The organism is Streptomyces sp. NPDC088387 (assembly GCF_044753385.1).
Taxonomy (GTDB): domain Bacteria; phylum Actinomycetota; class Actinomycetes; order Streptomycetales; family Streptomycetaceae; genus Streptomyces.
Genome location: NZ_JBIVNC010000009.1, coordinates 101,422 through 122,152 on the forward strand (window position 1 = coordinate 101,422; position 20,731 = coordinate 122,152).

The window sequence follows — 20,731 nt, forward strand, 5'->3', positions numbered from 1 at the left end:
CTCACCTGTCAGTGCCCGGCACTCACTCACCGTCCTGCGACTCGTCCGACGGCCACGGGTCGCGCAGCCACAGATCGTCGGCCGGAGTCGGGGCCAGCAGCTCGGCGAGGCCGTCGTCGATCCCGAGCTGCTCGGCCTCAGAGCCCGGAGGGACCGCCCGCAGCGTCCGCTCCAGCCACGCCGATACCTGCGCCGTCGGGGCCTCCAGAAGCGCGTCGCCGTCCGGCGAACTCAGCGCGACCAGCACCACGGACCGCCCCTCGACCTTGGTCGGCCACACCCGCACGTCCCCGTGCCCGCACGGCCGGAACACTCCCTCCACCAGCAACTCCCTGGCGAACGTCCAGTTCACCGGGTTCTCGGAGTTGATGTGGAAGGAGATGTGGACGGCGTACGGATCATCGGTCCGATAGCTCAGCCGGGCAGGCACCGGAATGCTCCGCTCGGGCGACAGAACAAGCCGCAGCTCCAACTCCCGCTCCACAACGGTATGCATGACGAACTCTCCCTCACTTGTCCACACGGACCTCCGAAGCGGGCCCGCAGCAGTGAAGAGAGACCACCCCACCAACCATTACGCGACTCGGCCAAGATTTTTCCGGGTGCAGAGGGACGCACGGCAGAGCAACCCAGCCAGGGGCGCGGGGAACTGCGCGCTCAGCCCCCACGCCGCCGCACCCGAAAAACAACCCCCCGCCAACGCCAAGCGCGTAGCACATCCGTGCTCAGATGTGCCCCGTCCGGCAGGACCCGGCATGACCGCGCCCCCGGTCTGATAGATGTGGAGCCCCCCATAACCACCCGCGAGCAGATACGGGACGACGGACATGAGCGCCCCAACCCCGGCACCAGGCGACGACAGGCCCCGTGAGGGGTACTACCCGGACCCCTCCATCCCCGGCTACGTCCGCTACTGGAACGGCGCGTCCTGGGTGCCCGGCACCAGCCGCCCCGCCCCGGCCGCCGGCGAACCGCTCAGCCCCCCGTCCGGGGGCCCCGCCGGCCCGGTCGAGGAGACCGGCCCGCACTTCTTCGACGAGGACCCGGGCGCGGGCGATCCCGCGCCGGCGGCCGGCGAGCAGTACGGCAGCCGGCCCGAACCGGCCACCGCCTGGGGCGCCGACCGCAACCGGCAGTCCGGCTTCGGCGGCGACCAGGACCGCCGGGTCTCCTGGGGCTCCCCGGAGAGCATCGGACAGAGCCTGGGGCAGAGCGCCGACCCACGGCTCGCGCACACCTCCGACCCCGGTGACGGCGGCCCCCCGGTCCAGCCGGACGGCCAGTCGTCCCGTACGGACGGCATCGCGACGATCCCGCCCGCCGACGGCGACACCGACGTACCGCCCTCGGGCAACACCTTCGTCTTCCGCCGCCCCACACCCGGACCGGCGGCCACGGCCGACTCCGCCGGGGGTCCCGCGGACGACGGCACGATGACCTTCCGCGCGCTCTCCCGGCCCGGCGGACAGCGCCCCGGGGGCACGGGGGCGCCGGATCCGACCCGGCAGCCCGCGGCGCAGAACCCGTCGCCGGGCGGCCCGTCCGGCCCGGGGTTCCGCGCGGGGCAGACGGCCGCGGACCGCGCCGCCACCGGACAGCCGGGCCCGGCTGGGCCCATGACGCCGGGGCTCGGTCAGCAGGGCCCCGCTCAGCAGGGTCCCGTCCAGCCCGGGGCGGCCCCCGCCGCGGCCCAGGCCGGGACCGCGCAGGCCCAGGCGCCCGCCGTGCCCCAGCAGCAGTCGGTCCCGAACCAGTCCGTGCCCCAGCAGCCCGCCGCCCCGCTCGCCGGAGGCGTCGGCGGGGGTCAGTCCTCGTGGGCGCAGCAGGTGCACCGGCTGGCCGGCGCGTCCGGCGACGAGCCGGTGACGCCGTGGCGCCCGCCGGCCGACGACCCGTTCCACGCGATGCTCCGGCGCCAGGCGGAGGCCCGTCCCGCGAGTCTCGGCAAGCGGTTCGCCGCGCGGCTGATCGACACCCTCGCGATCCTGGCGGTCACGGCGGTGGCCGCCGTACCGCTCGGCACCAGGGCGATGGACCACGTCAACGGGAAGATCGACGAGGCCAAGCTCTCCGGCGAGACCGTCACGGTATGGCTGCTCGACGGCACGACCGGGATGTACCTGGGCATCATCGTCGCCGTCCTGCTGCTCTTCGGTGTCCTCTACGAGGCGCTGCCCACCGCCAAGTGGGGGCGCACGCTGGGCAAGCGGCTGCTCGGCCTGGAGGTGCGGGACATCGAGCTGCACGACGCGCCGTCGTTCGGGTCGGCGCTGCGCCGCTGGGTCGTGTTCAGCGTGCCGGGCCTGCTCTGCTTCGGTCTGGTCGGGGTCGTGTGGTGCCTGTTCGACAAGCCGTGGCACCAGTGCTGGCACGACAAGGCGGCGCGTACGTTCGTCGCCGGCTGACGTACCTCGGGTGCGGGACGGCCCGGTACGGCCGCCGCACCACGTGATTCGGTACTCCGGACGGCCCCTTGCCGGATGCGGCGGCGAGGGGTTCGCGGTCCACTCGGGCCATGAGTACCCAACCGCCCCCCGGTTCCGGCGAACCGCCGGAGGACGACCCGTTCAGGAAGCAGCCCCCTCCCGGGCAAGGGGCGGGCTCACCGTACGACGCACCCCAGGGCGACGGCACCCCGCCCCCACAAGGCCCGCCCCCGCAGGGCCCGCCCCCGCAGGGCCCGCCACCACCACCCGGCGGAGGCCAGCCCCCGTACGGCGGCGGCCAGCCCCCCGGCGGCCCACCCCCGGGCGGTCAGCCTCCCTACGGCGGACCCGGCGACCCGTACGGCGGCGGCCGGCCCCCGTACGGCGGCCCCGGCGGCCCGGGAGGTCCTGGCGGTCCGGGCGGCCCCGGTGGCTACCCGGCCGACCCCCTCGCCGGTATGCCCCCGCTCGCCGACAGCGGTCGCCGCACCCTCGCCCGGATCATCGACATGATCATGGTCGGCATTGTGGTCTGGCTGCTGACCTGGGGATTCAACGTCGACGAGTACCAGGTCGACGGCGACGACGTGCAGGTCGGCCGGTCGATCGCGCAGTCCGCCATCGCGGCCGTGCTCTACATCGCGTACGACACCTTCATGATCTCCAGGACCGGTCAGACGCTCGGCATGAAGTGGCTGCGGATGCGGGTCGCCAACCTGGACAACGGCGCCACGCCGTCCGTGCAGACCGCGTTGCTGCGCGCGGCGGTGCTGTGGATTCCGTTCGCCTTCTGCTGCGCCTGCATCTGGACGGCGATCTGCGGCGGCTGGAGCTTCTTCGACAAGCCGTACAAGCAGGGGCTGCACGACAAGGCGGCCAAGACGGTGGTGGTCAGCGCCGGCTGACCGGCGGAGGGTCACCGACCACGACTGACCGGCAGGCGTTGACACACCACGACTGACCGGCAGGCGTTGACACACCACGACGGCGGGCCCGCTCAAGCGGACCCGCCGTCGACGTGCACGAGTAGGAACCGGTGTGCTCAGGAGCGCGTGCGCTCCCGAACCGGCTCGCGCATACCTGCGGACACCGACACCGACACCTGGACCGGCACCTGCTGGGGCGCCGGCGGCGCGTGCTGCGCCACGGTGGTGGAGGGGATCCGCCGGGGGGTCTTCTTCATCGGGGCCGTGAGGGCGACGAGCAGCCCGAGGGCCAGCGCCGTGACAGCGACGACCGCGATTCCCACGGCCGAACTCGTCTGTGACAGAAGCAGCATGGCGAGCGTCGACAGGATCACGGTGCACGAGCCGTAGGCGAGCTGTGCGGCAGTCGGACGAGGCATGGCAATCGTGTCCTCGGAAGTGGGGTGAGACTAGGTTGTCGGCCTGGCTTTCCGCCGACTTCCGGGCGTTCCGCCAGCCGACTCTAATGGCGTGCATGCCCGAGCGGAACGAACAGTAAGCGTGACCTGACCAACAGTGCCGGTGCACAGGGGGCGCACCGATTCATGGCGTCCATCAAGTGGACAGTCCCGCGCGCCCGTTGGGCAGAAGTGGTCCCGCGGAGGTGCAGGTACGGGCGGGTGTGGGCGGGTGTGGGCGGTGTCGGACAGGTCCGGCGCGTTCGCTCAGCGAGGTGAACACACCGCATAGTGCACTTGACCTGCTCAAGTCAAGGTCTGTCTTTTCTGGCCAACCTCTAGTCGAATGTCGTCACTTGACTACACGCGTCGCTCAGGAGCGCGCGGGCTCCTCCATGCCCGGATCCCCCTACCGCGCGCCCGGACGCTGGGGAGGATCTCAAGTGCCCAGAAGACCCTGGACGTTCAGAACGGCGGCCACCGCCGTCGCGTTCGCCGCGGCCACCGCCACGTTCTCGACGTTCACCGTGGCCCAGGCCGACTCCGCCGCAGGCGCCGGCGCACCCGCCGTCGACCGGCAGGACCCGTCGTCGGCCCGCGCCAACGAGGAGCCCCACGACCTCAAGGGCCCGCTCACCGACACGCAGGCCGCCCAGCGCGAAGAGGCCCTCAACCAGGTCATCTCCGGCGAGGCCGAGGTGACCAAGCGCGACGGCTCGAACGTCGTGAAGCTGGCGAGCAAGAAGGGCGACAGCAAGTACGTCGAGCTCGGCCGCGAGAAGACCGACAAGATCTTCACGATCCTCGTCGAGTTCGGCGACCAGGTCGACAGCCGCTACGGCGGCACGCCCGGCCCGCTGCACAACCAGATAGCCAAGCCCGACCGGGCGAAGGACAACAGCACCGAGTGGCAGGCGGACTACAACCGCGACCACTACCAGGACCTGTACTTCGGCGAGGGCGCCGCCTCGATGAAGACCTACTACGAGAAGCAGTCCTCGGGCCGCTACTCGGTGGCGGGCGAGGTCGCCGACTGGGTCAAGGTCCCCTACAACGAGGCCCGCTACGGCTCCAACAACTGCGTGCCCGACAACTGCGCCTGGTACGCGGTGCAGGACGGCGTCACCGCGTGGGCCGCCGGCCAGAAGGCGGCCGGCAAGACGGACGCCGAGATCAAGGCGAAGCTCTCCGAGTACGACCAGTGGGACCGCTACGACTTCGACGGCGACGGCGACTTCAACGAGCCCGACGGTTACATCGACCACTTCCAGATCGTGCACGCCGGTGAGGACGAGTCCGCCGGCGGCGGCGCGCAGGGCGAGGACGCCATCTGGGCGCACCGCTGGTACGCGTTCGGCACCGACGCCGGCGCCACCGGCCCCGACGGCAACAAGCTCGGCGGCACCCAGATCGGCTCCACCGGCATCTGGGTCGGCGACTACACCATCCAGCCGGAGAACGGCGGACTGGGCGTCTTCGCCCACGAGTACGGCCACGACCTCGGTCTGCCGGACCACTACGACACCGCGGGCGGCGAGAACTCCACCGGCTTCTGGACCCTGATGTCCTCGGGTTCCTGGCTCGGCGAGGGCAAGAACGCCATCGGTGACATGCCCGGCGACATGACCGCCTGGGACAAGCTCCAGCTGGGCTGGCTCAACTACGACACCGCGAAGGCCGGGACGAAGTCCTGGCACAAGCTGGGCGTCGCCGAGTACAACACCAAGTACAAGCAGGCGCTCGTCGTGACCCTCCCCAACAAGGAGGTCACCACCGAGGTCGTGCCCCCGGCCGAGGGTGCCACCCAGTGGTGGAGCGGCAGCGGTGACGACCTGCGCAACACGCTGACCCGCTCGGTCGACCTGACCGGCAAGTCCGCCGCCGACCTCACCCTCGACGGCTGGTACGACATCGAGACCGACTTCGACTACCTCTACACCGAGGTCTCCACCGACGGCGGCGCCAACTGGACGGCCCTCGACGGCACCGTGGACGGTCAGCCGATCCCGCGCGACGGCAGCGACAAGCCGGCCCTGACCGGCACGGTCGACGGCTACAAGAAGCTGTCGTACTCGCTCGACGCCTACGCCGGCCAGAAGTTCGACCTGCGCTTCCGCTACGCCACCGACGGCGGGGTCGCGCAGAAGGGCTTCGCCGCCGACCGGATCTCGGTCGTCGCCGACGGCACCGCGCTGTTCACGGACAACGCCGAGAGCGCGGACGCCGCCTGGAACGCCAAGGGCTTCTCCCGTATCGGCGGGTCGTACACCGACGACTACGCGCAGTACTACATCGCCGAGAACCGCCAGTACGTGTCGTACGACAAGACGTTGAAGACCGGCCCGTACAACTTCGGCTTCTCCACGACCCGTCCGGACTGGGTCGAGCACTACGCGTACCAGAACGGCCTGTTGATCTGGAAGTGGGACACCTCCCAGGCGGACAACAACACCAGCCAGCACCCCGGTGTCGGCCTGGTCCTGCCGGTGGACTCGCACCCGGCGCAGCTGAAGTGGTCCGACGGCACGCTGATGCGCAACCGCATCCAGGCCTACGACTCGCCGTTCAGCCTGTCCCGCACCGACGGCATGACGCTGCACAACGCCGACAAGGCGAAGAAGATCCCGTCGTCGAAGGGTGTCTCGGTCTTCAACGACCGGACCAACACCTACTACGACGCGTCCAACCCCACCGCCGGTGTCAAGATCACTGACACCAACACCAAGATCAAGCTCCTCAAGGAGGCCAAGGACGGCTCCACGATCGAGCTCGAAGTGGGCCGTGCGGTGAGGTAAGCGGTATTTTCCCAGGTCAGAAGCGTATCGGCGGCAACCCCTTGGCGGGTTGCCGCCGGTCGTGTTTAGGTGCGTCCTGTGGCTCTCTTATTGACACCGATGATCACGGGGGTATGACCGCATGGCCGCAGGAGGCTTCTGCAAGCTGCCGAACGGCACGGTGGTGGTGGCGCTGAATCTGCCCAGCCCCGCGCCGTACGGACCCTTCGGCGGGGCCCCGGCCGGGGGCGTCCGGGTGCTGGTGCACGCCCAGAACCGGGCCCGGGCCCTGACCCGGCTGCGGAACCTCGGCCTCCGGGCGGTCTACCTGCGTGGGAACGCGGCGCCGCCCTCGCCGGACGAGATCACGGCGGTGCTGCACCATCCCGACGGCCTGATATGGCGCACGGCCCCGGAAGGCCTCCTGACAGTCTCAGAACTCTGGCACCCCATCAGAGCCCTGATCCGAAGACCGGCATAAACATCTCCACCCGCGGCCCGGTGGGGGCTCGTCGCGCAGTTCCCCGCGGCCCCTTGCGTGGGACGCCGGCCGCGGGCCCGTCGCAGCCGATCGCGCAGTTCCCCGCGCCCCTGGGGCGGACTCGGGCTGCCGGTGCGTCGTGGCTTGTCGCGCAGTTCCCCGCGCCCCTTGCGTGGGATGCCGGCCGCGGCCCGTCGTAGCCGGTCGCGCAGTTCCCCGCGCCCCTGGGGCGGACTCGGGCTGCGGGTGCGTCGTGGCTTGTCGCGCAGTTCCCCGCGCCCCTTCTGTGGGTCAGCTGGTCGCCGACCTAGAGGTGACCCACTCAGGGGCGCGGGGAACTGCGCGATCAGCCCCCACCGGGCCCGCGGCCGGAGTCCGACCCAGGGGCGCGGGGAACTGCGCGACAGGCCCCCGCCGGGAAGTGGGTGTGCGTTCAGACGACCGGCTTGCCGGAGAGTTCTACCCCCGCCTCGCGGAGTTCCTCCAGGGCCCGCGCCGTGGTGGCCTCGGAGACGCCGGCCGTCAGGTCCAGCAGAACCTGCGTCCGGAAACCCTCCCGCACCGCATCCAACGCAGTCGCCCGCACGCAGTGATCCGTAGCGATCCCCACCACATCGACCTCGTCGATCTCCCGAGCCCGCAACCACTCCGCCAGCGCGGTCCCGTTCTCGTCGGCCCCCTCGAAACCGCTGTACGCGGCCGAGTACGCCCCCTTGTCGAACACGGCGTCGACCGCCCCCGAAGCGACGGCCGGCGCGAAGTTCGGGTGGAACCCGACCCCCTCCGTGCCCGCGACACAGTGCGCCGGCCAGGAGTGCACGAAGTCCGGATTGTCCGCGAAGTGCCCACCGGGCGCGATGTGGTGATCACGGGTCGCCACGACATGGCGGTACCCGGCAGGGGCCTGCCCGATCAGCTCGGTGATGGCGGCGGCCACATCCGCGCCGCCGGCCACCGCGAGGCTGCCCCCCTCACAGAAGTCGTTCTGGACGTCTACGACGATCAAGGCGCGGCGCATGTCGTGTCCTCACTCAAGAACCTGAACTTACGAGCCTAGAGAGTCCGGCCCGGATGCGGGAGGGTGCAATTGGCCGCCCGGCGCCGTGCGCCCCCGCCCCGCCCCGGCGAGACCCCTCAGCCCACCTGCACGTACTCCGTGGAAAGCACCGGCTCCCCCCGGGACAGCTGCGTGGCGGACAGCGGCAGATTCCCCCGCACGGCAACATGCCGGTCCCGTACGACGTCCAGGGACTCCCGGGCCACCACCGCGCCACCCTTGACCAGCTCGACCAGCAGCTGCCGGTCCACCAGCTCCGCGGGCACCGCGCCGACGCCGACGACCTCCGCCTCGGCGACCCCGTACTCGTCCACCCGCCGGGCCGCCCACTTGCGCCCCCCGATGGACGTCTTCCCGCCGCTCGCCTTCTTGGCCACCGGCACGAGCGGGGCCGTGGCGGACGCGGACTCCGCGCGGGCGACCAGCTTGTACACCATCGAGCAGGTCGGATGCCCGGACCCGGTCACCAGCTGCGTACCCACGCCGTACGCGTCCACCGGCGCCGCCGCCAGGGAGGCGATCGCGTACTCGTCCAGGTCGGACGTGACGATGATCCGCGTGCCGGTCGCGCCCAGCTCGTCCAGCTGCTGCCGTACCCGGTGGGCGACGAGCAGCAGGTCGCCGGAGTCGATCCGCACCGCGCCCAGCTCGGGCCCGGCGACCTCCACGGCCGTACGGACCGCGGTGGCCACGTCGTAGGTGTCGACCAGCAGGGTGGTGCCGCGGCCCATGGAGTTCACCTGGGCCCGGAAGGCGTCGCGCTCGCTGTCGTGCAGCAGGGTGAAGGCGTGGGCGCTGGTCCCGACGGTCGGGATGCCGTAGCGGAAACCGGCCGCGAGGTCGGAGGTGGAGGAGAAGCCGCCGACGTAGGCGGCGCGGGCGGAGGCGACCGCGGCCAGCTCGTGGGTGCGGCGGGCACCCATCTCGATCAGCGGGCGGTCGCCGGCGGCCGAGGACATCCGGGAGGCCGCGGCGGCGATCGCCGAGTCGTGGTTGAGGATGGAGAGGATCACGGTCTCCAGCAGCACACACTCGGCGAAGGAGCCCTCGACGCGCATGATCGGCGAGCCGGGGAAGTACACCTCGCCCTCGGGATAGCCCCAGATGTCGCCGCGGAATCGGTAGTCGGCGAGCCACTCCAGGGTGGCCTCGTCGACGATCGCGTTCTCCCGCAGGAAGCCCAGGACGTCCGCGTCGAACCGGAAGTTCTCGACGGCGTCGAGCACCCGGCCGGTGCCCGCGACCACGCCGTACCTGCGCCCGTCCGGCAGCCGCCGGGTGAAGACCTCGAAGACACTGCGCCGTTCCGCGGTGCCCGCCTTGAGGGCGGCCTGGAGCATCGTCAGCTCGTACTGGTCAGTGAAGAGCGCCGTCGAGGGAACATCCACCGGCAGCCCAAGGTCCGCTGTGTTCATGGCAACGATGCTAGCACCCCATTTCGTCAGTGTGACGATTTGTGGCGCGCATGGCAGCATGGGGGTGTGACGTCAGCCGCTCCCATCGAGATCGAACGCACCGAGTCGGCGGAGGAGGTCTCTGCCGTACCCGAGCCGGACGTCCCCTGGGTCACCATCGTCCACAACGACCCGGTCAACCTCATGAGCTATGTGACGTACGTCTTCCAGACGTACTTCGGCTACACCAAGGACAAGGCCACCAAGCTCATGCTCGACGTCCACCGCAAAGGCCGTGCCGTCGTCTCCAGCGGTTCCCGCGAGGAGATGGAGCGCGACGTGCAGGCGATGCACGGATACGGCTTGTGGGCCACCCTCCAGCAGGACCGGAAGTAACGGTCACCCCGCCATGCCAGGACCCCGGAAGTAGCGATCCCCGCCATGCCAGGAACCTTCGAACCGCTCCCCGGCGGCGGCGCGGCCGTCGCCCTCGACGAGGTCGAGATCTCCATCATCCGGTCGCTGGCCGTCCAGCTGCTGGAACTGATCGGTCCGGGGCCCGCCGAGGACGCCCCCGACGACCCGCTCGCGGAGCTGTTCAACGACGGCCCGAGCGAGCCGCCCGCCGACCCGGTGCTCAAGCGGCTCTTCCCCGACGCCTACGGCGACCCGGAGCACGCGGCCGCCTCCGCCGAGGAGGCCGAGGAACGGCGGGCGTACTCCTCCGAGTTCCGCCGCTACACGGAGAACGACCTGCGGGCCGGCAAGCGCGAGAACGCCCTCGCGGTGATCCGCACCCTGGACGAGCTGGCCGCCGGGTCCGGTGACGGCGGCGCGGTGCTGAAGCTGGCGCCCGACGAGTCCCGGCGCTGGCTGGGCTCCCTCAACGACCTGCGGCTCGCCATCGGCTCCCGCCTGGAGATCACCGACGAGGACGACAGCGACCTGCTGTACCGGCTCCCGAACGAGGACCCCCGCAAGCCGATGGTCATGGCCTACCTGTGGCTCGGCGGCCTCCAGGAGACCCTGGTCACGACCCTCATGGGCTGACCGGCCCGCTCCCCCCGGATCGCCCCCCGGACCACCCCCCGGACCACCCCTCGGGTCACCTCTCGCGTTCGCTCAGCGGACGCTCAAATCCGGATAACGATCGCGTTACCGCGGCGGCCGTTTTTGCCGCGCCCGATTCTCCTTTGTCCGGTTCTTCCTGTGCGGTGCGTCACATGTCGGCCAGGTGATCAGTGTTGCGGGCGTGATAAATCTTCACGACCGCCCGGCGGACACCACCCATGTCCCGCCGGGTGCGCCACGAGCCGGCGGACCGCCGACCAGGCACAGCTCCACCTGTCCGGGGGGATCGGAAACCGGTCCGAAGCCAAAGGGACTGGCTCGGATCGGCTGGAGAAAGGCTCACCACACATGACCTCAGTGCAGGTCGGCAAGCAGGGCGACGGCAACGAGGCCGTGGGCGGCGACGCCCCCGAGGAGGGGTACGAGCGCGGGCTCGGCAGCCGTCAGGTCCAGATGATCGCGATCGGCGGCGCCATCGGCGTCGGCCTCTTCCTGGGCGCCGGGGCGAACATCGCCAAGGCCGGACCCAGCCTGATCCTGATGTACGCCCTCGCCGGCGTGATCATCTTCTTCATCATGCGGGCGCTCGGCGAGCTCCTGCTCTACCGCCCGGTCTCGGGCTCCTTCGCCGAGTACTCGCGGGAGTTCCTCGGCCCCTTCTTCGGCTACTTCACCGGCTGGACGTACTGGCTGATGTGGGTCGTCACCGGCATGGCGGAACTCACCGCCGCCGCGATCTACGTCAACTACTGGTGGCCGTCCGTCCCGCAGTGGGTCACCGCGCTGGTCTTCCTGCTGGTGCTCTTCGCGGCCAACCTGATCTCGGTGAAGCTGTTCGGCGAGATCGAGTTCTGGTTCTCGATGGTCAAGGTCACCGCCCTCATGGGCATGATCGTGATCGGCCTCGGTGTGCTCACCTTCGGCTTCTCCTCGGCCGGCGACACCGCCGCCGTCTCCAACCTCTGGGCCTTCGACGGCTTCTTCCCCAAGGGCGTCGGCTCCTCGCTGATGACCCTCCAGGGCGTGATGTTCGCCTACCTCGCCGTCGAACTCGTCGGCGTCACCGCCGGTGAGTCCGAGAACCCCGAGAAGACCCTCCCCAAGGCCATCAACACCCTGCCCTGGCGGATCGCGCTCTTCTACGTCGGTGCCCTCACCGTCATCCTGTGCGTGGTCAAGTGGACCGAGTTCTCGGAGGGCGTGAGCCCCTTCGTGGAGGCCTTCGCCCAGATCGGCATCCCGGCCGGTGCAGGCATCGTCAACTTCGTGGTGCTCACGGCCGCCCTGTCGTCCTGCAACTCCGGCATGTACTCCACCGGCCGCATGCTGCGCACCCTCGCCGACAACGGTGAAGCCCCGCGCATCTTCAACAAGCTGTCCTCGACCAAGACCCCGGCGATCGGCATCACCGTCTCCATGTTCTTCATGGGCATCGGCGTGATCCTCAACTACATCGTCCCGGAGAAGGCCTTCGGCTACGTCACCTCCGTCGCCACCGCCGCCGGCATCTGGACCTGGCTGATGATCCTGATCAGCCACGTCATGTACCGCCGGGGTGTGGAGTCGGGCCGGCTGCGCGCCTCCTCCTTCCCGGCCCCGGGCGGCGCGGTGTGCTCGTACATCGCCATCGTCTTCCTGCTCTTCGTCACCTGCCTGATCGCGTACGACGCCGACGCCCGCGTCTGTCTGTACGTGATGGCCGGCTGGGCCGCCGCCCTCTACATCGGCTGGATGATCCTCAAGGTCCGCAACCCGCAGGTCGCCGAGCGCCGCACGGAGGAGTTCGGCAAGGTCGGCTGACCCGTCGCACACCACCCCGCTGTTCAGCATGTGGGCCGTTCCGTACCAACCCTCGGTACGGAACGGCCCGTTTGCTTATCCTGACGAACATGCTGACCATCACCCAGGCCCTCTACGACCAGATCGTCGCCCACGCGCGCGAGGACCACCCCGACGAGGCGTGCGGAGTCGTCGCCGGCCCGGAGGGCTCGGGCCGCCCGGAGCGCTTCATCCCGATGCTCAACGCCGCCCGCTCGCCCACCTTCTACGAGTTCGACTCCGGTGATCTGCTCAAGCTCTACCGCGAGCTCGACGACCGCGACGAGGAGCCGGTGATCATCTACCACTCCCACACGGCCACCGAGGCCTACCCCTCGCGCACCGACATCTCCTACGCCAACGAACCCGGCGCCCACTACGTCCTCGTCTCCACCGCCGACACCGACAGTGCGGGCCCGTTCCAGTTCCGCTCGTTCCGGATCGTGGAGGGTGAGGTCACGGAGGAGGAGGTCACGGTCGTGGAAAGCCACTGATCCCGGTATTCGGGCAGAATTCATCCACTATGCGAGATCACATTCCAGTACCCGGACCGGGAATCGATACGATGAGCCCATGGTTCTGAACGACGTGAGCGAGAAGACGCCGGGCACACTGCTCGTGGCGCGGCTGCACGTCGATTTGTGCAGGCTTGCCAGCGCCATCTGTTGACGCACCTCCCTGCTGCCGTACGGCCGTGAGCCGCGGCGCTTTCACGACGCACCACATCGCCGTTGCACCTGCGCTGCCGCGCGCCCACCGACCAGACTTCTCCCGACAGGAGCCGCACCCATGGCCATCGAGGTCCGCATCCCCACCATCCTCCGCACGTACACCGACGGTCAGAAGGCGGTGGAAGGCAGCGGTGAGACCCTCGCCGACCTCTTCACCGACCTCGAAAGCCGCCACACGGGCATCCAGGCCCGCATCGTGGACGGTGAGCAGCTGCGCCGCTTCGTCAACGTCTACCTCAACGACGAGGACGTCCGCTTCCTCGACGGCATCAACACCAAACTCACCGACGGCGACAACGTGACGATCCTGCCGGCCGTGGCCGGCGGCATGGCCTGAGGCTCCGGGCCCTCGATGCGCTACGACTCCCCGCTGGCCGCGGTGGGCAACACCCCTCTGGTGCGCCTGCCGCGGCTCTCGCCGTCCCCCGAGGTCCGGATCTGGGCCAAGCTGGAGGACCGCAACCCCACCGGCTCCATCAAGGACCGCCCCGCCCTGTTCATGATCGAGCAGGCGGAGAAGGACGGCCGGCTCACCCCGGGCTGCACCATCCTCGAACCCACCTCCGGCAACACCGGCATCTCCCTCGCCATGGCCGCCAGGCTCAAGGGCTACAAGATGGTCTGCGTGATGCCCGAGAACACCTCGCAGGAGCGCCGCGAGCTGCTCGCCATGTGGGGCGCCGAGATCATCCCCTCACCGGCCGCGGGCGGCTCCAACACCGCCGTACGCGTCGCCAAGGAGCTCTCCGCCGAGCACCCGGACTGGGTGATGCTCTACCAGTACGGCAACCCGGACAACGCGGGCGCGCACTACGCCGGCACCGGGCCGGAGATCCTCGCCGACCTGCCCTCCATCAGCCATTTCGTGGCCGGCCTCGGCACCACCGGCACCCTCATGGGCGTCGGCCGCTTCCTGCGCGAGAACAAGCCGGACGTCCAGATCGTCGCCGCCGAGCCGCGCTACGACGACCTGGTCTACGGTCTGCGGAACCTCGACGAGGGGTTTGTGCCGGAGCTGTACGACGCGTCGGTGCTGACCACGCGGTTCTCCGTCGGGTCCGCCGACGCGGTGACGCGTACGCGGGAGCTGCTGCGGCTGGAGGGGATCTTCGCCGGGGTGTCCACGGGGGCGGCGCTGCATGCCGCGATCGGGGTGGGCACGAAGGCGGTGAAGGCCGGCGTCGACGCCGACATCGTTTTTGTCGTGGCCGACGGTGGGTGGAAGTACCTGTCGACCGGCGTCTACACCGCGGCCACCGATGAAGAGGCCATCGCCACCTTGCAGGGGCAGCTCTGGGCCTAGCCCGCCCAGGGGGCGCGTTTTCGGCTGCGGGTCCGTTGTGGCTGGTCGCGCCCACGCGGCGGAGCCGCGGATCCAGTACAGCCCCGCGCCCCTCCCTCGGCGGTCTTCCAGCCCCCGATCACGTTGCCAGGTGGCGGATCTGGTCCCAGAGGGTTGGGTCCACCACCCCCACCCGCCTGCGGAAGTCGGCCACCGGGACCTGGCGGAGTTCGTCCGTCTCCAGGTAGCTGGGGCGGCCCTGGGCGTCGCCGACCGCGCCCGGGGGCAGCGGGATCACGCCGGAGCGTTCCTCGTGGTACTTCGTGGTGATCTTCGCGACCGTCACCCGGCGCCCGTGCACCGCCAGCACCAGGCAGGGCCGGTCCTTGGCGCCGGGGCCGTCCTCGTAGGGAACGTTCGCCCACCAGATCTCCGCGGGGCGCGGCCGTGTCCGCGTGCTCCGTGCGCCGGGGCGACCCGGCGGGCGTGATGAGCGCCCGCTCGGCCTGCGTCCCCGGCCCCAGCCGTCGACGAGCGCGGCGACCAGCGCGAGCAGCACCACCGCCGCGACCGCCAGCCACCATGACGTGTCCATACAGATGACGGTACCGGCGCGCGATGCACCCCGCGCCCCCCTCGCGTTATCAGTACGCCCCGCCTCATGCGCCCCAGGCGCCCCGGGTCCAGCCGAACCGGTGACAGCACAGGTGAGTTCGCCCACAACAGCCCTTGGCGGAGGAGCGACAGGACGTTTTGCGCCTTACGCTCGACGAACCGCACGACCCCCGTTTTTTCCATTCCCGCCAGCGGAGGTTTCTGTTTCATGAAGCTCACCGTCGTCGGCTGCTCGGGGTCGTTCCCGTCCGCGGAATCGGCCTGCTCGAGCTACCTCGTCGAGGCCGACGGCTACCGGCTGCTTCTCGACATGGGCAACGGTGCCCTTGGCGAGTTGCAGCGCCACTGCGGTCTCTACGACCTCGACGCGATCTTCCTGAGCCATCTGCACGCCGACCACTGCATCGACATGTGCGCGTACTTCGTGGCGCGCTACTACCGGCACGACGGCGGCCGTTGTGATCCGATCCCGGTCTACGGACCCGAGGGCACGGAACACCGGCTGACCACCGCCTACGCCGACACCCCGAGCGCCTCCTCCATGAGCGAGGTCTTCGATTTCCACACGGTCAAGCCGGGCACCTTCGAGATCGGCCCGTTCACCGTGCACACCGACCGCGTGGCCCACCCCGTGGAGGCCTACGGCATCCGCGTCGAGCACGCCGGCCGGGTCCTGACGTACTCCGGCGACACGGGAACCACCCCGGCGCTGGACGAACTCGCCCGCGACGCCGACCTGTTCCTGTGCGAGGCCGCGTTCACGCACGGCAAGGAGAGCATCCCGGACCTGCATCTCAACGGCCGTGAGGCGGGGGAGACGGCGGCGCGTGCCGCGGCCCGCCGGCTGGTGCTCACCCACATCCCGCCGTGGACCGACCCCCAGCTCAACCTGGCCGACGCCCGGGCGGCGTACGACGGCCCGGTCGAACTGGCGGCACCAAGAACGTCGTACGAGATCTGATCCACCCCGAGATCTCATAGGCCCGGTCGCGCGAAGGCCCCGGCATCGTCCTGATGCCGGGGCCTCCTCATGTCCGTACGGGACTCACGCCTTGGTGAGGTCCTCGACCTCCTCCTCGGGCTCACGGCCCGGGGTGGGGAGGTTGAACCTGACGATCGCGTACCGGAAGACGGTGTAGTAGATCGCCGCGAAGACCAGGCCGATGGGGATGATCAGCCATGGCTTGGTCGCCAGGTTCCAGTTGAGCGCGTAGTCGATGAAGCCCGCGGAGAAGTTGAAGCCCGCATGGACGCCCAGTCCCCAGGTGATCGCCATGGACAGCGCGGTCAGTACCGCGTGGATCACGTACAGGAGGGGTGCGATGAACATGAACGAGAACTCGATCGGCTCGGTCACACCGGTCACGAAGGAGGTCAGGGCCAGCGAGATCATCATGCCCATCACGGCCTTGCGGCGCTCGGGGCGGGCGGTGTGCGCGATGGCGATCGCGGCGGCCGGCAGACCGAACATCATGATCGGGAAGAAGCCCGACATGAACATACCGGCGTCCGGGTCACCCGCCAGGAAGCGGCTGTAGTCGCCGTGGACGACCTCGCCGGCGGCGTTGGTGAAGTCGCCGAGCTGGAACCACGCCACCGTGTTCACGAACTGGTGCATGCCGATCGGGATGAGCGCGCGGTTGATGGCGCCGAACAGGGCCGCGCCGAACGAGCCGAGGCCGGTCATCCACTCACCGAAGTTGCTGATGCCCTCGCCGATCGGCTCCCAGACCAGCCCGAAGAAGACGCCGACCGCGACACCGACGAAGGCCATGATGATCGGGACCAGACGCCGGCCGTTGAAGAAGCCCAGCCAGTCCACCAGCTTCTTGCGGTGGTACCGCTGCCAGAGCACCGCCGACAGCAGACCCATGATGATGCCGCCGAGCACACCCGGGTTGTTGTAGGTCGCGGCGATGTCCGCGCCGTTCTGGACCTTGGCCTCGGTGACGGGGAAGGCCTCCAGCACCTTGCTGTAGACCAGGAAACCGACGAGGGCGGCGAGCGCGGTGGAGCCGTCCGACTTCTTCGCGAAGCCGATGGCCACGCCTATACAGAAGAGCATGGGCAGCGCACCGGTGATGGCGCCGCCGGCGTTGTCGAACACCGCGGCGACCCTGTCCCAGCCGAGGCCGTCCTTGCCGAAGACGTCCGGCTGGCCGAGACGGACCATCAGTCCGGCCGCGGGCAGTACGGCGATCGGCAACTGAAGGCTGCGGCCGACCTTCTGTAGGCCCTGGAACAGACCGGATCCCCGCTTCTTCGCGGGGGCCGCCGTATCGGTGGCGGTGCTCATACGTCCTCCATCGGGTGGTGGTCTACACCACTCAGTGGTGTAGACCTGTTCTAGCAGATGAAGGACGCATAAGGAACCCGCGAAATTCGCTGTCGCACGGCTACTGCGCGTACCCGGCCAACAGGGAAAGCGGAACCTTCCGGAGCATGGCTGAGGGCCCTCGGGAAAGGGGATCCGAGGGCCCTGCGGAAGGGTACTTGGGGTGACTGTGAAAGCGGCGGGCGGGCTGCCGGGCTAACCCTTCGTCACGTCCTCCACCTCGTCCTCCGGCTCCCGCCCCGGCGTCTTGAGGTCGAACTTCGTAATGGCGAAACGGAAGATGGCGTAGTACACCACCGCGAAGACCAGACCGATCGGAATGATCAGCCACGGTTTCGTCGCCAGGTTCCAGTTGATGATGTAGTCGATCAGCCCGGCGGAGAAGCTGAAGCCGTCCTTCGCACCGAGCCCCCACGTCACCGCCATCGACACACCCGTCAGCACCGCGTGCACCGCGTACAACACCGGCGCGATGAACAGGAACGAGTACTCGATCGGCTCGGTGATACCCGTCACGAACGACGTCAGCGCCACCGACAGCATCATGCCGCCGACCTCCTTGCGGCGGCCCGGCTTCGCGGTGTGCGCGATGGCCAGCGCCGCGGCCGGCAGGGCGAACATCATGATCGGGAAGAAGCCGGTCGTGAACTGCCCCGCGTTCGGGTCGCCCGCCAGGAACATGTTGATGTCACCGTGCACCACCGTGCCGTCCGGCTTCACGTACGTGCCGAACTGGAACCAGATGGGCACGTTCAGGAACTGGTGCAGCCCGATCACCAGCAACGCCCGGTTCGCGATACCGAACACACCCGCGCCCCACGCACCCAGGTCGCTCATCCAGTCGCTGAAGTTCTCCAGCCCGTTGCCGATCGGCGGCCACACCCACAGACACAGCGCCGCGAACGCGATCGCCACGAACGCCATGATGATCGGCACCAGACGCCGGCCGTTGAAGAAGCCCAGCCAGTCCACCAGCTTCGTACGGTGGAAACGGGCCCAGAAGAACGCCGACAGCAGCCCCATGATGATGCCGCCGAAGACCCCCGGGTTCTGGTACGTGAAGACGCTCACCGTGCCGTCGTTGGCCTGGCAGCCCGCCACGACCACCTGTGCCCCGGACGGACAGTCCTCCGGGAACTGCCGCAGCACCGTGAAGTAGACGAGGAACCCCGCCACCGCCGCCAGTGCCGTCGAACCGTCCGCCTTCCGCGCCATACCGATGGCCACACCGATGCAGAACAGCAGCGGCAGACCCAGCGCCGAGTCGAGCAGCGCGCCGCCCGCACCCGCCATCACCTTCGAGACGTTGGTCCAGCCCAGCCCGTCGTCACCGAACACGTCGGGCTGGCCGAGGCGGTTCAGGATGCCCGCCGCGGGGAGCACGGCGATGGGCAGTTGGAGGCTGCGGCCCATCTTCTGAAGGCCCTGGAACACGTTGTTCCACGGGTTGCGTACGGGGCCGGCGGCGCTCTCGGCACTCATCGGACTCCTCCTGGAGGGCCGGGTTTGGCGACCGTCGGCCAGCTGGTGTAGACCAGTTGAGGACGGTTCCGCTGTCGTGACGCCATCATTCGGTACGGACGGCATGACCGCTCGCGAAGTTGGGCCAACTGTGGGTTACTGCGACAAAGCGGTTCAGATCAGGGAGAACGAAGATGGCCACCAAGGCTGAGAAGATCGTCGCCGGGCTCGGCGGGATCGACAACATCGAAGAGATCGAGGGCTGCATCACGCGCCTGCGGGTCGAGGTGGCCGACGCCGCCCTGGTCGACGACGCCGCGCTCAAGGGCGCCGGCGCCCACGGTGTGGTGAAGATGGGCACCGCCGTGCAGGTCGTCGTCGGCACCGACGCGGACCCGCTCGCGGCCGACATCGAAGACATGATGTGAGTCGCTGACAGACGTCTCCTCCGCCCCGCCGAGCAGCCGCCCGACGGGGCGAAGTCATGCGGGGTGACGCCCACCAGGACCGCCGCCTGGCACGACATCCCCTCCTTCGGACTCGCCGCCACCCACAAAGGGCCGGAGGCACACCGTCTCCGGCCCCTTCCTGACGGGGGACTAGGCTCGACCCCATGTCACGAATCGACGGACGCACCTCCGAACAGCTCCGCCCGGTCACCATCGAACGCGGCTGGAGCAAGCACGCCGAGGGCTCCGTCCTCGTCTCCTTCGGCGACACCAAGGTCTTCTGCACCGCCTCCGTCACCGAAGGCGTCCCGCGCTGGCGCAAGGGCAGCGGCGAAGGCTGGGTCACCGCCGAGTACTCCATGCTGCCGCGCGCCACCAACACCCGCGGCGACCGCGAATCCGTCAAGGGCAAGATCGGCGGCCGCACCCACGAGATCTCCCGCCTCATCGGCCGCTCCCTGCGCGCGGTCATCGACTACAAGGCACTCGGCGAGAACACCATCGTCCTGGACTGCGACGTCCTCCAGGCCGACGGCGGCACCCGCACCGCCGCCATCACCGGCGCCTACGTCGCACTCGCCGACGCCATCACCTGGGCCCAGGGCAGGAAGCTCGTCAAGGCCGGCCGCCAGCCCCTCACCGGCACCGTCTCCGCGGTCTCCGTCGGCATCGTGGGCGGCATCCCGCTGCTGGACCTCTGCTACGAGGAGGACGTCCGCGCCGAGACCGACATGAACGTCGTCTGCACCGGCGACGGACGCTTCGTCGAGGTACAGGGCACCGCCGAGGCCGAACCCTTCGCACGCGACGAACTCAACGCCCTCCTCGACCTCGCCGTGGCCGGATGCGACGAACTGGCTGCCCTTCAGCGCAAGGCACTTGATACGGTCCTGGAAAAGTAAAGGGCACGCCAAATCGGCAGGCCGCTCCGGGCAACCGGGGTGCCTGCCGCCGCGTCCCTAGAGGTACGGGCGCACGGCTCATCACTGTGCGCCCGGCCGGACAACAGGGCGACAGGGGGGCGGCAGCGGGCCGTACACCGGGCCCGCAACCAGGGAGGGACCGTTCCATGGCCGCGAGCCGCCGACGTCGTACCGCCGCCGTCGCCGCCACCGTGGTGGCCGTTGTGCTCACCGCCGGGCTGACCACCGGCTGCGACGCCGTCAACAAGGCACTGGACTGCGTCCAGACCGCCGACGCGATCGCCGACAGCGTCACCGACCTCCAGCAGGCCGTCGACGCCGCGGCGAACGACCCGACACAGATCGACGAATCCCTCCAGTCCATCGACCAGAACCTCGACGAGATCGGTGACAAGACCGACAACACCGACGTCAACAAGGCGGTCGACGACCTCCAGAAGGCCGTGCAGAACGTCCGCACGGCCGTGCAGAACGGCGACGAGACCCCGGACATCAGCCCGGTCACCGACGCCGCCGGCGAACTGACCAAGGTCTGCACGCCGTAACCGGCC

The 20,731-nt window shown here is 69.6% G+C and carries 22 protein-coding genes; 15 read left to right on the forward strand and 7 right to left on the reverse strand.

The features are described from left to right. Positions 1-22: 22 nt before the first annotated feature. Entirely contained in the window at positions 23-496 is a 474-nt protein-coding gene (locus ACIQAC_RS24095; protein WP_402194049.1) for an SsgA family sporulation/cell division regulator, read from the reverse strand. Between the two features lie 331 nt (positions 497-827). Between ACIQAC_RS24095 and ACIQAC_RS24100 the strand changes: the two genes are divergently transcribed. Then, positions 828-2,405, forward strand: coding sequence for an RDD family protein (locus ACIQAC_RS24100; RefSeq protein ID WP_402194050.1), 1,578 nt, complete (start codon positions 828-830; stop codon positions 2,403-2,405). 110 nt (positions 2,406-2,515) lie between these two features. Continuing rightward, the gene (locus ACIQAC_RS24105; protein WP_402194051.1) at positions 2,516-3,331 is read left to right on the forward strand and encodes an RDD family protein; all 816 of its coding nucleotides are present in this window, start codon (positions 2,516-2,518) and stop codon (positions 3,329-3,331) included. Positions 3,332-3,468: 137 nt separating this feature from the next. Here the strand turns inward: ACIQAC_RS24105 and ACIQAC_RS24110 are convergent, their stop codons facing one another. Next, the gene (locus ACIQAC_RS24110) at positions 3,469-3,771 is read right to left on the reverse strand and encodes a hypothetical protein (RefSeq protein ID WP_402194052.1); all 303 of its coding nucleotides are present in this window, start codon (positions 3,769-3,771) and stop codon (positions 3,469-3,471) included. A 461-nt stretch (positions 3,772-4,232) separates the two neighbouring features. On the opposite strand from ACIQAC_RS24110, the gene ACIQAC_RS24115 reads away from it, so the two are divergent. Together ACIQAC_RS24115 and ACIQAC_RS24120 are read left to right on the forward strand one after the other, a co-directional pair. After that, a complete protein-coding gene (locus ACIQAC_RS24115) occupies positions 4,233-6,584 on the forward strand; it encodes an immune inhibitor A domain-containing protein (RefSeq protein WP_402194054.1) in 2,352 nt (783 codons plus the stop codon). 121 nt (positions 6,585-6,705) lie between these two features. Further along, a complete protein-coding gene (locus tag ACIQAC_RS24120) occupies positions 6,706-7,044 on the forward strand; it encodes a hypothetical protein (protein WP_402194055.1) in 339 nt (112 codons plus the stop codon). 433 nt (positions 7,045-7,477) lie between these two features. Here the strand turns inward: ACIQAC_RS24120 and ACIQAC_RS24125 are convergent, their stop codons facing one another. Next, positions 7,478-8,062: a nicotinamidase gene (locus tag ACIQAC_RS24125; protein WP_402194056.1), complete on the reverse strand. Its 585-nt coding sequence runs from the start codon at positions 8,060-8,062 to the stop codon at positions 7,478-7,480. Positions 8,063-8,178: 116 nt separating this feature from the next. Continuing rightward, positions 8,179-9,516 (reverse strand): nicotinate phosphoribosyltransferase, encoded by a 1,338-nt coding sequence (locus ACIQAC_RS24130; protein WP_402194057.1) that lies wholly within the window; start codon positions 9,514-9,516, stop codon positions 8,179-8,181. 66 nt (positions 9,517-9,582) lie between these two features. Between ACIQAC_RS24130 and clpS the strand changes: the two genes are divergently transcribed. From clpS to ACIQAC_RS24165, 7 genes are all read left to right on the forward strand, one after another. Then, positions 9,583-9,891, forward strand: a complete 309-nt coding sequence (clpS, locus tag ACIQAC_RS24135) for an ATP-dependent Clp protease adapter ClpS (RefSeq protein ID WP_402194059.1) — start codon at positions 9,583-9,585, stop codon at positions 9,889-9,891. 45 nt (positions 9,892-9,936) lie between these two features. Beyond that, on the forward strand, positions 9,937-10,545 hold the full coding sequence (locus tag ACIQAC_RS24140; RefSeq protein WP_402194060.1) for a DUF2017 domain-containing protein: 609 nt from the start codon (positions 9,937-9,939) through the stop codon (positions 10,543-10,545). Between the two features lie 369 nt (positions 10,546-10,914). Beyond that, positions 10,915-12,366 carry an amino acid permease gene (locus ACIQAC_RS24145; protein ID WP_402194062.1) on the forward strand — a complete coding sequence of 484 codons (1,452 nt, stop codon included), beginning with the start codon at positions 10,915-10,917 and terminating at the stop codon, positions 12,364-12,366. An 89-nt stretch (positions 12,367-12,455) separates the two neighbouring features. Further along, the gene (locus ACIQAC_RS24150) at positions 12,456-12,878 is read left to right on the forward strand and encodes a Mov34/MPN/PAD-1 family protein (protein WP_402194063.1); all 423 of its coding nucleotides are present in this window, start codon (positions 12,456-12,458) and stop codon (positions 12,876-12,878) included. A gap of 79 nt (positions 12,879-12,957) precedes the next feature. Next, complete coding sequence (locus ACIQAC_RS24155) at positions 12,958-13,053, forward strand: putative leader peptide (RefSeq protein WP_351911754.1); 96 nt, start codon at positions 12,958-12,960, stop codon at positions 13,051-13,053. Between the two features lie 120 nt (positions 13,054-13,173). After that, a complete protein-coding gene (locus ACIQAC_RS24160) occupies positions 13,174-13,452 on the forward strand; it encodes a MoaD/ThiS family protein (RefSeq protein ID WP_402194065.1) in 279 nt (92 codons plus the stop codon). A gap of 15 nt (positions 13,453-13,467) precedes the next feature. Then, positions 13,468-14,418, forward strand: coding sequence for a PLP-dependent cysteine synthase family protein (locus tag ACIQAC_RS24165; protein ID WP_402194067.1), 951 nt, complete (start codon positions 13,468-13,470; stop codon positions 14,416-14,418). Between the two features lie 118 nt (positions 14,419-14,536). Here ACIQAC_RS24165 and ACIQAC_RS24170 read toward each other — a convergent pair whose 3' ends face one another. Beyond that, the gene (locus ACIQAC_RS24170; protein WP_402194068.1) at positions 14,537-14,992 is read right to left on the reverse strand and encodes a type II toxin-antitoxin system PemK/MazF family toxin; all 456 of its coding nucleotides are present in this window, start codon (positions 14,990-14,992) and stop codon (positions 14,537-14,539) included. Positions 14,993-15,220: 228 nt separating this feature from the next. Here ACIQAC_RS24170 and ACIQAC_RS24175 point away from each other — a divergent pair, with 228 nt between their 5' ends. After that, positions 15,221-15,973, forward strand: a complete 753-nt coding sequence (locus tag ACIQAC_RS24175) for an MBL fold metallo-hydrolase (RefSeq protein WP_402194070.1) — start codon at positions 15,221-15,223, stop codon at positions 15,971-15,973. Positions 15,974-16,057: 84 nt separating this feature from the next. Here the strand turns inward: ACIQAC_RS24175 and ACIQAC_RS24180 are convergent, their stop codons facing one another. Both ACIQAC_RS24180 and ACIQAC_RS24185 read right to left on the reverse strand, forming a co-directional pair. Beyond that, positions 16,058-17,308, reverse strand: coding sequence for a PTS transporter subunit EIIC (locus tag ACIQAC_RS24180; protein WP_402194071.1), 1,251 nt, complete (start codon positions 17,306-17,308; stop codon positions 16,058-16,060). Between the two features lie 234 nt (positions 17,309-17,542). Further along, positions 17,543-18,829: a PTS transporter subunit EIIC gene (locus ACIQAC_RS24185; protein WP_402194072.1), complete on the reverse strand. Its 1,287-nt coding sequence runs from the start codon at positions 18,827-18,829 to the stop codon at positions 17,543-17,545. A gap of 173 nt (positions 18,830-19,002) precedes the next feature. Here ACIQAC_RS24185 and ACIQAC_RS24190 point away from each other — a divergent pair, with 173 nt between their 5' ends. The 3 genes from ACIQAC_RS24190 to ACIQAC_RS24200 all read left to right on the forward strand — a co-directional run bounded on the left by ACIQAC_RS24190 (position 19,003) and on the right by ACIQAC_RS24200 (position 20,725). Further along, positions 19,003-19,236 (forward strand): glucose PTS transporter subunit EIIB, encoded by a 234-nt coding sequence (locus tag ACIQAC_RS24190; RefSeq protein WP_402194073.1) that lies wholly within the window; start codon positions 19,003-19,005, stop codon positions 19,234-19,236. A 185-nt stretch (positions 19,237-19,421) separates the two neighbouring features. After that, positions 19,422-20,159, forward strand: coding sequence for a ribonuclease PH (gene rph, locus ACIQAC_RS24195; RefSeq protein ID WP_402194074.1), 738 nt, complete (start codon positions 19,422-19,424; stop codon positions 20,157-20,159). 167 nt (positions 20,160-20,326) lie between these two features. Then, positions 20,327-20,725 (forward strand): hypothetical protein, encoded by a 399-nt coding sequence (locus ACIQAC_RS24200; RefSeq protein WP_402194076.1) that lies wholly within the window; start codon positions 20,327-20,329, stop codon positions 20,723-20,725. Positions 20,726-20,731 lie beyond the last annotated feature (6 nt).